The organism is Flavihumibacter rivuli, assembly GCF_018595685.2.
Taxonomy (GTDB): Bacteria; Bacteroidota; Bacteroidia; order Chitinophagales; family Chitinophagaceae; genus Flavihumibacter; species Flavihumibacter rivuli.
Genome location: NZ_CP092334.1, coordinates 1,497,389 through 1,508,916, shown reverse-complemented (window position 1 = coordinate 1,508,916; position 11,528 = coordinate 1,497,389). Strand labels below are relative to the sequence as shown.

Below are 11,528 nucleotides of genomic sequence, written 5' to 3'. Positions count from 1 at the left end.
TCCCTTCGAGCCTTCGTGTCTTTGTGGCAAAAAATTAAGCTGTTATCGCCAGCCTGCTCTTCAGCCAGCTGTCCTTTACCGGGATGATCCAGTTGTTTTCCAGTTCGGCCTTTGTTGCCACCAGGTTATTGAAGTAAAGTGTATCACCAGTAATGAATCCATTCTCCACTGCATGCTTCACATGGGCCAATGGCAGGACCTGCAATTTATCCTTCACCACAAAAGCCAGCAATTGCCTGTCGAAGAGGTTCACATTGAATTGCTGTTCGATCTGCTTGATCAGCCGAACTGAGCTATCCGTACTGCAACCGCTCACATCCGTATGCGTTTCGTCGGCCATGATCACGATGAATTGCCCGAAAAACAGGTTGGCATAACCCTTCACTTTTGCCCCATGGCTGTTCCAGCCTTCTACAAATTCCTGCAGCATCGGTTCCAGCGCCAGGGCTTCCATCATCCCGAAGATGCGGTTGCTCTGGTAGACCCATACACGGCTCATCGGCGCAAAATCAGCGGGTAAGAGGTGTTTGTATTCGAGGTTCATGGGGCAAAGGTAGGTATCAGGTGAATTCTCAAAAAAAGTTTCCCTCTTGTGGTCAGATAGCAAGGCTTATTGGTGGTAGGTGTATTGAAATATCAAGATGATGGGACTATTAGGCATATATGTGACAATATCCGGGCTGATAATGAGTTACACTTTTCAGATTTTTAACAGGATCTGATTTTTTAAATTATGTGTTGTTATTATCTATAGGTTGGCTAACCAGGCCTTCCAGTTCATTCAGGATCATTTTCCAAATAGATTCAGCAAAATTTTCACGAAAGATCCCAAAATGCCCAATTTCATTGGAATGATATTCTTCGGCTGTTAGATGTAGCTTTTTCACCGGGGCGTTAAGGTATTTTCCAGATAGCCAGTCGACCGCTTTCTGAGGGGCGTAGAAATCTTTCTCAATACTAATGGCCAGGATAGTGGCGGTTATCTTATGGTAATGCAATGCGTCTGCCGGAATTTCATCAAAGAGGTAATTGGCCTTTCTCCCCCAGGAACTCCATTGCCTGGCTACATGCTTAGGCAGGTTTTCCATGCCACTGATCTTTTTGGAAGGCATATAACCAAATGTATTTATAAGGACAGGAAAAAGGATATGCCAGTTTAGCCACATTTTCATACGATCGGTTCCCTTCCACCATTTCCAATAGCCACTTTGTGCTGCAACCAGTATCAGTTGATTAAGCTCGTATGAAGATTGAGCCAATCCCACCAGTTGCCCACCAATACTATGGCCCAGCAGGCTGAGCTGAGCAGTAGGATATGTTTTTCTTGTGAACCGAATGACAGCTTCCAGGTCATTCATTCCCCAATCCTTCACACTGACGGGAACTTTTTTGATGGGCTGCTTTAAGGATTTCCCGATTCCTGCATAGTCAAATGTTATAACCGTAATGCCGTTTGAAGAGATAAAATCAGCAAACTTCTTGTAAAAACCTTGCTTAACACCGGTAGCTGAAGCAATGATCAATACTTTATCACCAGGGCTTGCCTTATAAACAGTTGCATTGATCGTATAACCAAGGTTAGTGCTAATTTCTTCAGATATCATTGGATAGGTCCTTTGGTTTAAGGTAGATCAGTGTGGTTTACCAATCTTGATCGTAAGAAATAAGGTGACAATACTGAAAATACTGAAGTTGGTAGTGCTATCAAACCCGTTAAAGCCAGTTTAACTTAAAAATATACTCTTTCCCGATAATCTACTTTACTGCTTATCCACTAGAAAGGTTGGGGTCTAGGTTCACTGTATAAGTTGGGGTAGGCATCTTTGCTTTTTTAGGGTGCAATGAACACTTTTGTCAAATCATTCACTAAACTGATTATTACTCAAATTCTTTTCAATTCCGCTCGAAGGGAGCTGTTGGAAGATATAGTGGCTAACTCCTTACTGGTCTATGCAGGAAAAATAAGTTTAAAATAAAATGGCCTGATAGAATTGTATTATTGTTTTATTATATATTAGTTTTAAGTTTCCATTGATTACAGTTATTGTCGAAAAGATCAATGGCATCAAGTGTATTTCCGTCCCCTGAAATCATTTCCTTGGTAAGGCCTGTTCGTTGGCAGTATTCATTAAACCTTTTCTTATGATAGTAATATCCATTGCACTGGCTTTATTGCTGTTCCCCTCATGGAACACTTTGAAGGATGATAGCACAGTTGGCTGTACAGTCCAATTAGGGCAAATTCCCATTTTTACTATTTCATTGAAGATGCCTTTAAGGCAAAGGATGTAATGTAGTCCTTGTCCTTTTGGTAACTCAACATCTAATTACCTGAAATCTTATCAAAATGGAATCAAACAGGAGAAAACTTCTCAAAGCATTGGGCGCCACCGGGCTGGGATTGTCTGGCCTGGTAAAGGCAGCAGAAGCAATTGCAGCATCCCCTAAAGAAGCAGATCCTCAACCCAGCCGGCCATTTCCTGGAGAATTCTACTGGGGTACAGCAACTGCCGCATTCCAGGTAGAAGGAGCGGTCAATGAGGATGGAAGGGGCAAGTCCATCTGGGATATTTTTTCGCACACACCGGGCAAGATCAAGAACAATTGGAATGCCGATGTTGCGGTAGATATGTACCACCGCTATCGGGAAGATGTGGGTTTGATGAAGGCCCTCGGAACAAATGCTTATCGTTTTTCCATTAGTTGGCCGCGTATCTTTCCTGAAGGAAAGGGTAGCCCCAACCAGAAAGGGATAGATTTCTACAAACGCCTGGTGGATACCTTATTGGAAAACGGTATTCAACCTTTCGCTACCCTGTATCATTGGGACCTTCCCCAGGCATTGCAGGCGCGGGAGAAAGGATGGCAATCCAGATCAATTGCGGAACATTTTGCAGCTTATGCAGGCTATGTTGCCAGTCAGTTGGGAGATCGGGTTAAGCATTTTTTCACCCTGAATGAGATGTTCACCTTTGTTGAATGGGGGCATGGAACCGGATTGCTGGCTCCCGGCCTTAAACTCTCACGCAAAGACCTGAACCAGGTGCGGCACCATGTGGTTTTGGCGCATGGACTGGCCATGCAAGCCATTAAGGCCGCAGCACCGGGTGTTAAAGCAGGTCCCGCTGAAAACATGGTCAATGCAGTACCGGCCATTGCAACACCAGAGCATATCAAGGCGGCACAGGAAGCGACAAGGCAATTGAATGCCGGTTACCTGACCGTTATGCTTGAAGGCCAATACACCAATGAGTTTCTGGAAAAGGAAGGAAAGGATGCCCCACGGTTTACCGAGGCCGAAATGAAAGCAATTGGTACGCCTGTTGATTTTGCAGGGATAAATGTCTACATGCCGAATCATTATGTGATGGCATCGGATGCTAAACCTGGATACGAATTGCTACCATTTACTAAGGTTCATCCTAAAATGGCTTCTTCATGGCACTATGTAGGTCCGGAGGCCCTGTATTGGGGACCCAGGCACATGAAGGAAATATGGGGCGTTAAGGAAATCTACATAACAGAAAATGGTTGTGGCGCGGCAGACGAGCAGGATAAGGAAGGAAGAATATGCGATACAGACCGGGTCATGTTTTTACGCAATTACCTGTTAAATATGCAGCAGGCTATCGAGGAAGGCATTCCGGTTAAGGGATATTTCCATTGGAGCCTGATGGACAATTTTGAATGGGTTTCCGGCTACGCTACACGTTTTGGGCTGTACTATGTGGACTATAAAACCTTACAACGGATCCCCAAGCTTAGTGCTGATTTTTACAGGGAAGTTATAAAAGCCGGTCGGGTTTTGTAATGGCGTAAAAAGGAGGGGAATAATGGTATCAAGATTTTACTTAAGGGTATCAAAGTAGTATTGTAGATCCGGCCATAAGTTCTGGAGCTTGGTTCCTGAATCCTATGGTGATCTCCTTCGCAGGATACCTATGTTAGGTTTGGCGTTCACGTTTTTTGGGGTAGAAATGTTGCTCAATTTCTTGGCTTGGATTGAATTTGAGGTAATGAGGGACATTTGCTGCCTTTTTCCCACCGCAACCGTATTCGGTTCCTGAAGCCATAAGCATTGCTTAACTTCCCTTTATTAACCATTGCCAGAACATGAAACAACTGTTCCGTATTGCCGGTCTGCTCAGCTGCCTGTTGCCTTTTCACCTTTCTTATGCCCAGCCAACAGAAGTATCCACTAAAAAATGGTGGAAGGAAGCCATCGTTTACCAGATATATCCTCGTAGCTTCCAGGACAGTGATGGTGATGGGATCGGTGACCTGAAAGGCATCATTTCCCGCCTGGATTATATCAAGAGTCTTGGGGTGGATGCGGTTTGGCTGAACCCGATCTATACTTCCCCTAACGATGATAATGGCTATGATGTGAGTGATTACCGCAATATCATGAAGGAATTTGGGACGATGGCCGATTTCGATGCGCTGCTTAAGGGATTGCATGATCGCGGCATCAGGCTGGTGATGGATATCGTGGTGAACCATAGCAGTGATGAGCATGAATGGTTCAAACAGGCGAAGAGTTCCCGCACAAATCCCTTTCGCAACTATTACCATTGGTGGAATGCGGAGGATGGTAAACCCCCTTACCGTTACAGCCTGTTCGATGTAAACCATGACGCCTGGATGTATGATTCGCTGACCAATTCTTATTACCTGCACTACTTCTCACGTAAGCAGCCCGACCTGAACTGGGAGAATCCCAAACTGCGTCAGGAAGTATATGATATCATGAAGTTCTGGGGGGATAAGGGGATTGATGGGTTCCGGCTCGATGCCTTCCAGTTCGCTGCGAAGGACACCACCTGGCCGGAATTCCCTAAAGGCTATGAAAAGCAATTCGTGAAATATTATGCCATGCAGGGTAACCTCCATGGTTACCTGCAGGAAATGTATAAGGAGGTGTTGAGCAAATATGATGTGATGTCGGTGGCAGAGGGGGCGGGTAATTCCTTTGAGGACGCCCATAACCTGGTGGACGCCCGGAGGAAGGAACTGCATATGGCCTATGCCTTTGAAGGGGTGGATATTGCCAGAATGGAGGGCTATAGCCTGCAGCATTTCAAGGAAGTATTCAGTCGCTGGGATAGCGCCTTTGCGGAACGTGGGTGGTTGTCGATCTTCCTGGCTAACCATGACCAGGCCCGGTTGGTGAGCCGCTTCGGGAATGATGACCCCAAGTACCGGGACCTTTCTTCCAAGATGCTGAGCACCTTCCTCATGACCATGCGCGGTACACCTTACTATTACAATGGCGATGAACTGGCTATGACGAATGCCGGTTTCACCCGTATTGAGGAATACAGGGATATCCAGACCCTGAACGAGTACAAGCGCTTACAGCAAACAGGCGGCGACCTGGCTGCTTACCTTAAGCGGATTGCGTTTGAAAGCAGGGACAATGGCCGTACGCCCTTCCAGTGGGATGCCTCGAAGAATGCCGGGTTCTCCAGTGGAACGCCATGGATCAAGGTTAATGCCAACGCCGCCACCATCAATGCCGCCGCCCAGGAGAAGGATCCTAATAGTACGTTGAATTTTTTCCGGAAGCTCACCGCCATGCGCAAAACCCATCCCGCCATGGTTTATGGAAGCTACAGGTTGCTGGATAAGGACAATCCTAACGTCTATGCCTACCTGCGGGAATGGGAGGGGAAGCGATATCTGGTATTGTTGAATTTCAGCAAAGAGAATACACAGGCCAATGCAGGGATTGATTTAAGTAACTACAGGATCATCCTGTCTAATTACAATAGCACTAATTTAAGCCTGAAACAAAACTCATGGGTGAACCTCAGGCCCTATGAAGCCCTGGTGGTACAGTTATAGTTTGCATTTCCCCTTTCTCATCCATCAGGGCCTCCTGAAAAGGACCCTGATGAATAGCTCCGAATTCTTTTTCCATCGGGGTCCTCTTCGAGAGACCCCGCTGAGGAGATAATATTTTCTCACCCCAGCAGGGTCTCCCGAAAGGGCTACATGGCGCCTATATCTTCACCCCATCAGGGTCTCCCGAAGAGGCTAGATGGTACCTATATCTTCACCCCAGCAGGGTCTCCCGAAGGGGACCCTGATGAATAGTAGGAGAGAAATTCATCGATGACTTTAGAAGAAAACCCCTATTAGTAGAGACGATTTAATAACCTCCCTATCGCCCCCGTTGTGTCTTATGACCAACGGTTAGTTGGAAGGTTAGGTTAACTGTTGGATGCATACATATTTCACCTTTTATACATCGGGGTCCCCTTCGGGAGACCCCGCTGGGGTTAAGGGCCCCCTTCGGGAGACCCTGATGAGGTTAGATAATTCACCTTATCAGCTAACATTGTTGATTGTATATGTTTAGGGGCTGTTGGTGATAACACGCAACAGCGGCGCAGCATATAATTGCATGGCTACAATGAACGACGCCAATACCCTCTCACTCCATCAGGGCCTCCCGAAGGGGACCCGATGGAAATGTTTTCGGTTAACGCTTATTCAAAAATGTAATACAATCCCGCACAAATTATGATCAGTGCAATGGAAGTGAGCCCGTACAAAACCAGATTGAAGATCTCCGGTATGGGATTGACCAGGGAAAAGACCGTGCTGATGAAGCCAAGGAATCCGCCAACCGACAATAAAATGAATCCGATGAATTGGCGACGGGAATTCCGGGCTTTTTTAAAGGCCTTGATGTGTTCTTCTATGGCGCTTTCATCAAGCCCTGAGGATGCCAATGATTCGCGAATGGTATCAATATCCAGTTTCTGTTCCATCCATTGACGCAGAACAGCTGGGTCAATAGCAGCAATGGTAGCCATAGCAATCGTTTTGAGGGGTCTTGAAACTTAAGATAATGAATTTTTCCCAAAAAATGATTGCCAGTTTTAAGTCATATTATTTAATTTTATATGGGTTGTTTTTAGCAGTAATCACTACAAAATTTGACCAATATGCATTTAATTCCTGCGCTTTTACCTAATGTGGCCACAAAAACCATAAAAACTACACGGATTTTCACCAAACCAATTGATAAGGTGTACAAAGCCTGGACCGATCCGAGGCATCTGGGTAACTGGTGGGGGCCCAGGGGATTTACCAATTCCATCGAGGTTTTTGACCTGAAGCCGGGGGGTGAATGGAAATTCACCATGCATGGCCCGGATGGTAAGTCCTACCTGAATGAGTGTGAGTTTGTGCATATCGCTCCTTATGACAGGATCGCCTGGAATCATCATTCCCATCCCAGGTTCCAGGTGCAGGTTGACCTCGAGGAGATCACTCCGGAGAAGACCCTGGTGCAATACCAGATGATCTTCCTCGATGAGAGTACCTGTTCCAGCATGCGCTCCTTTGTTACCGAAAAGAATGAAGAGAACCTCGATAAACTGGAAGCGGAGCTGGCAATGATCTGATATTTTGTCGTGCAATAATCCTGATTACCTGAAGCGATTGCCAATGGTGAAGAAAACCTTGTCATCAATTTGGTGGAACTCCCCACGTTTTACCCTGGCCTTGATCTCCGGGTGGGTGGTGAGCGTATCGAAGAAAACCAATGTATAATACTTATTCTCTACAAAGGGTTTGTCAATAAGGACTGACTTAAATGAAAGGAAGGTAACGGTTTCTTTTTGCCCATCCAGGTAGAAGGAGGATTTGTCTACCCACAGGCATTTGATTGCTTTCATCTGCTCGGCCATGTCCTTTAAAACGATGGTGTCATAATCAGATTGTAGGATGGTAGCATACATTTCATCCCTGCTTTGGTCTGTATTGTAGATATAACGAATGGTATCAGTAGTAACTTCAATGGTATAATGCTTGAATTTCTTATCGGCAAAGCCAAAGGAAAAAGGTTGGATCTTGTACAATGCGTCATAATACCTCCTGACCTGGGTTATAGCCTCCTTGTTTTCAAAATAATACCCGGCTGTTTTCCTTTTGGATCCTATAGCACATGACATGGTCATTGAAATTGAAAACGCCACAAATAATATGGTATAGGCTATTTTCATGGCTCTTCCTGTAGAATGGTGGTGATGCCGAAGATGAGTTTTCTTAAGCGCTTCGGTGGAATAAGTTGTTGCGTTTTCAAGCCATAATCCCAGTATTTGATCAGGATCATTTCCCCTGCGGGCTGGATATCATATAAGACAATAAAATGGGTGGGCATGCGTAGTTTGAAAATACTGTACTTGCTGGCATGCAGGTAGGAGTTGTTCACATATAAAATGACGGTTCCTTTTTTAAGTTGTTTGGACAGGTAATTAAGGTATTCATTTTTCCATGGCCTGATCAGGTCTGATCCTGCGGTTTCCAATTGATAGCCGCCTAACTGGCGTAACATCCTGTTGAATTTCCCATAGTTGCTGGCGGCCCATAAGTCATTTTCGTTGCCCGGATCAAAGGAGGGGTCAAGTAAATTAAGGTAACTCCTGTATTCGTCTGCAAGGGTAAGGAACCAGAGCTGGTTGGCAGGAAGGATATCCAGTTCGCCCTTACGTTTTAAACTACCTGCATTATCCCTTACTTTCTTGGTTGGCTGAAGCCTCTTCCCATTTAAAGTATCTATTCCTTCCCTGTATAGCGTGATCATACTTTTAGCGTAGACATCGGGCTGGTAAGTAATGAGAATATGGGTGATGGCAGCATAGGAGCAAAAATTGGTGTTCTCCCCCTGGTTGATCATGGATGGATAGATGATATTCCTTCGAAGGTTGGAAAGGAATGCTGCGGGCTTTATTGCTGGCCAAAACCTTGACCCGGCACTGGTGTCAAATTGTTCCAGCATGGCCAATGCAGCTTGTTGCCGGGGATTGAGTGTATAGAAGTGCGGGTAGTGATTCCCCTGTGAAAATATTTCCTGGTTGAGCATCAAAAAGATGACAACCAGGAAATATCTCATGAATAGATGGGGGACCATAGTTGATGGACAATTTACTTAATCAGTGCCATACTTGTCCATCATGGCCATTTCAAGATTGTTTCAAATCCGTTTTCTACCAACTAGAATTCAATAATAAAGCCGATCGTTGGCAGGACCCTGGATTCATCATTGGGCAGGATCACTGGTATGGCATTGCTCCCGTTCTGCTGGATGGGCTGACCGTCTGTGGTCACGAAAGCAGTATTGTCTGCATTTCTCCTGAAGGTGTACTGGGGTAGTCCTGGGTTCTGTGAATTGTACCAGTTCTGGATATCAAGGTAGAGGTCAAGGGTAAACCTTCTCAGGTTCCATTTTTTATCGATGCGGATATCGCTGGCATGAAAGGCAGGCAACTCCAACGTATTGGTATTGGTGTAATCCAGTACCCCGGTGCCCAATGTCAGGTAATTCAACTGGCTGGCTGGCATATCGAAGGGGGTATAGGGGGCTGCTCCCTGGTAGCGGAATTTCAATCCCAATTCCCAGTTGCGGTTGAATTTATACCCGAGTGTGGTGCTCAGTAAATGACGGTTGTCCCAGCTTGACCTGATATAACGGTCACTGATATCCGTAAATTCAGAACGATAGAAAGTATAGCTTAGGATACCAAAGAATCGCCTGGTAAGTTTTTGCTGGGCAAAGAACTCGAAACCATAGGCCCGGCCCTTTCCATCCTGCGTCACCGGCTCGTTGCCGATCGCCCCAAACTCTGTTCCCTTATTGGCCAGGCTGATGCCATCCAACACACTCACCGGGTAATTGCTGTATTTCTTGTAGAAGCCTTCCAGTGTAAACCTCGTAGTGCTGCTAGGCAGGAACTCCAGCCCGGCCACCCAATGGCTGCTGCGGATATAATCTCCGGGATTCAGGATGATAGAACTATTGAGCAGGTTCTGGTAAAAGAGCTGGGTATAGCTGGGCAACCGGTAGTATAACCCATAACTGGCGCTGATATTCCATTTCTCGGTAAGGGCATAGGAAGCGCTGATGCGCGGGCTGAACTGCTGGAAGGGATTGGATTCTCCATTTTCCAGGTTGTTGGCGTCCACGCGGATCCCTGCACTCAGGGCCAGCCTATCGTTCAATACCCTTTTGCCGGCCTGTACAAAAGCGCCATAGCGAAGGAAGGATTCATCTGTGAGGCTCGTCAGGGTTTCGGCTTCCTGGATGATATTGCCATTCTCGTCGGTCAGCTGGGGACGGAAGCGCTGGAAGAATTCATTATCGAACTGGATGTACTGGAGTGAAGCACCATAGCTGAGCTTCCAGCCATTAATGTTATTGGTCACATCGAAGCGAAATTTGTTCTCCGTTTCCCGGCTTTTGATCAGCAGGGTCCTTTCACTCGGTTTGGGATCCTCATTGTCCTCATACTTGTCCGACTGGTTATCAAGGGTGTTCCTGCTTAGTGAAAGGTTCCAATAGCCGTTTTCGGTCAGGCGACGCAGTGAGGCACCGATGGTATAGGTCCACTGGTTGATGATCGGGCTGCTATTGATGGCATAGAGCTTTTCCGGTGTTGCTTCCTTGGGTGCGGCAAAACGGAATTCATCAATAGCCCCCACGCCCAGGAAGTTGAGCGTCATTTTATCATTCAGTTTCGTAGTGGTCTTGAACTGGAAATCCCAGTAATTGGGCCTGATGGGAAGGTCGAGGGTTTTGAAGAGGAAATCAAGGTAGGACCTCCTGGCGCTGGCCAGGAAAGTGGTTTTAGGGCTGATGGGGCCGTCAAAGGTGGCTGCCAGTTCGGTACCACTCAGGCGGATATTGCCCTGTAGCCTCTTGCTGTTACCATTCTTCTGTTTGAACTGGAATACGCTGCTCAGTGCGTTATCATAACGGGCATCAAAAGCCGAACTGCTCAGCTTTACATCTTCAATAAAGCTTACGTTCAGGATACCTTGTGGACCACCACCGCTGCCCTGGGTGCTGAAGTGGTTGATAATGGGTACTTCAATACCATCCAGGTAAAACACATTCTCGCTGGGTGCGCCACCCCTGATGATGATATCGTTGCGGAAGCCGCCGCCGCCAACACCACCGCCAACGCCGGGAAGGGATTGGATCACTTTGCTGATGTCAAAATTTCCACCGGGGTTGGCCTTGATGTCTTCCGTGGTCAGCCGCTGGATGCTCAATGGACTTTCCAGGCTGGTGGCACGGGCTGTATTTTTCCTGCCACTGACCACCACGCCTGTGAGGGTAGAGGCACTGGCTTCAAGTTCTATGGTTAGGGTTTGTTCGTTTCCCGTGGTAATCACCAGGTTGGGTAAGGTCCTCGACTGGTAGCCGATGGCGGTCAGGGCGATGGAATAGGTGCCCGGTGTGATGCCATCGAATCGGAAGGTTCCTTTGTCGGATGAGGTTTGGCCAGTATTGCCGGGTTGCAGGATAAGGCTTACCCCTGCCAATGGCTGGAGGGTATTCTTGTCGATCACGGTCCCACTTATGCTCCCTGTCTGGGCAACCAGTGCCAGGGTCAGGATATTCCCGACCAGGGTAAGCATCCATTTTTTCAATAATCGATTGATCATAATGCAATTTGGTTTGTTACACATAGGAACAGGCAAAGTTATATAAAGTTCAATATTGAAATAAA

Annotated in this window: 9 protein-coding genes; 3 read left to right on the top strand and 6 right to left on the bottom strand. The window is 46.5% G+C overall.

Features of this window, described 5'->3' with window-relative positions:
* Positions 1–34 precede the first annotated feature (34 nt).
* Together KJS94_RS06665 and KJS94_RS06660 are read right to left on the bottom strand one after the other, a co-directional pair.
* Positions 35–544, bottom strand: a complete 510-nt coding sequence (locus KJS94_RS06665; protein ID WP_214446531.1) for a hypothetical protein — start codon at positions 542–544, stop codon at positions 35–37.
* A 187-nt stretch (positions 545–731) separates the two neighbouring features.
* The gene (locus tag KJS94_RS06660; protein WP_214446530.1) at positions 732–1,604 is read right to left on the bottom strand and encodes an alpha/beta hydrolase family protein; all 873 of its coding nucleotides are present in this window, start codon (positions 1,602–1,604) and stop codon (positions 732–734) included.
* 743 nt (positions 1,605–2,347) lie between these two features.
* On the opposite strand from KJS94_RS06660, the gene KJS94_RS06655 reads away from it, so the two are divergent.
* Positions 2,348–3,811 carry a GH1 family beta-glucosidase gene (locus KJS94_RS06655; protein ID WP_214446529.1) on the top strand — a complete coding sequence of 488 codons (1,464 nt, stop codon included), beginning with the start codon at positions 2,348–2,350 and terminating at the stop codon, positions 3,809–3,811.
* Between the two features lie 302 nt (positions 3,812–4,113).
* On the top strand, positions 4,114–5,847 hold the full coding sequence (locus KJS94_RS06650; protein ID WP_214446528.1) for a glycoside hydrolase family 13 protein: 1,734 nt from the start codon (positions 4,114–4,116) through the stop codon (positions 5,845–5,847).
* Positions 5,848–6,494: 647 nt separating this feature from the next.
* On the opposite strand, the gene KJS94_RS06645 is transcribed toward KJS94_RS06650, so the two are convergent.
* Positions 6,495–6,824: a hypothetical protein gene (locus tag KJS94_RS06645; RefSeq protein ID WP_214446527.1), complete on the bottom strand. Its 330-nt coding sequence runs from the start codon at positions 6,822–6,824 to the stop codon at positions 6,495–6,497.
* Between the two features lie 132 nt (positions 6,825–6,956).
* On the opposite strand from KJS94_RS06645, the gene KJS94_RS06640 reads away from it, so the two are divergent.
* The gene (locus tag KJS94_RS06640; RefSeq protein ID WP_214446526.1) at positions 6,957–7,418 is read left to right on the top strand and encodes an SRPBCC domain-containing protein; all 462 of its coding nucleotides are present in this window, start codon (positions 6,957–6,959) and stop codon (positions 7,416–7,418) included.
* A gap of 24 nt (positions 7,419–7,442) precedes the next feature.
* Here the strand turns inward: KJS94_RS06640 and KJS94_RS06635 are convergent, their stop codons facing one another.
* The 3 genes from KJS94_RS06635 to KJS94_RS06625 all read right to left on the bottom strand — a co-directional run bounded on the left by KJS94_RS06635 (position 7,443) and on the right by KJS94_RS06625 (position 11,463).
* The gene (locus KJS94_RS06635) at positions 7,443–7,967 is read right to left on the bottom strand and encodes a hypothetical protein (RefSeq protein WP_214446525.1); all 525 of its coding nucleotides are present in this window, start codon (positions 7,965–7,967) and stop codon (positions 7,443–7,445) included.
* A gap of 47 nt (positions 7,968–8,014) precedes the next feature.
* Positions 8,015–8,908, bottom strand: coding sequence for a hypothetical protein (locus KJS94_RS06630; RefSeq protein ID WP_214446524.1), 894 nt, complete (start codon positions 8,906–8,908; stop codon positions 8,015–8,017).
* A gap of 101 nt (positions 8,909–9,009) precedes the next feature.
* Entirely contained in the window at positions 9,010–11,463 is a 2,454-nt protein-coding gene (locus KJS94_RS06625; RefSeq protein ID WP_214446523.1) for a TonB-dependent receptor, read from the bottom strand.
* Positions 11,464–11,528 lie beyond the last annotated feature (65 nt).

Bases quoted from the DNA above. Each gene is read 5' to 3' on its own strand.
- KJS94_RS06645 (WP_214446527.1), bottom strand. From the start codon at position 6,824: ATGGCTACCATTGCTGCTATTGACCCAGCTGTTCTGCGTCAATGGATG.
- KJS94_RS06655 (WP_214446529.1), top strand. From the start codon at position 2,348: ATGGAATCAAACAGGAGAAAACTTCTCAAAGCATTGGGCGCCACCGGG.
- KJS94_RS06635 (WP_214446525.1), bottom strand. From the start codon at position 7,967: ATGTCATGTGCTATAGGATCCAAAAGGAAAACAGCCGGGTATTATTTT.
- KJS94_RS06630 (WP_214446524.1), bottom strand. From the start codon at position 8,908: ATGAGATATTTCCTGGTTGTCATCTTTTTGATGCTCAACCAGGAAATA.
- KJS94_RS06625 (WP_214446523.1), bottom strand. From the start codon at position 11,463: ATGATCAATCGATTATTGAAAAAATGGATGCTTACCCTGGTCGGGAAT.
- KJS94_RS06660 (WP_214446530.1), bottom strand. From the start codon at position 1,604: ATGATATCTGAAGAAATTAGCACTAACCTTGGTTATACGATCAATGCA.
- KJS94_RS06650 (WP_214446528.1), top strand. From the start codon at position 4,114: ATGAAACAACTGTTCCGTATTGCCGGTCTGCTCAGCTGCCTGTTGCCT.
- KJS94_RS06665 (WP_214446531.1), bottom strand. From the start codon at position 544: ATGAACCTCGAATACAAACACCTCTTACCCGCTGATTTTGCGCCGATG.
- KJS94_RS06640 (WP_214446526.1), top strand. From the start codon at position 6,957: ATGCATTTAATTCCTGCGCTTTTACCTAATGTGGCCACAAAAACCATA.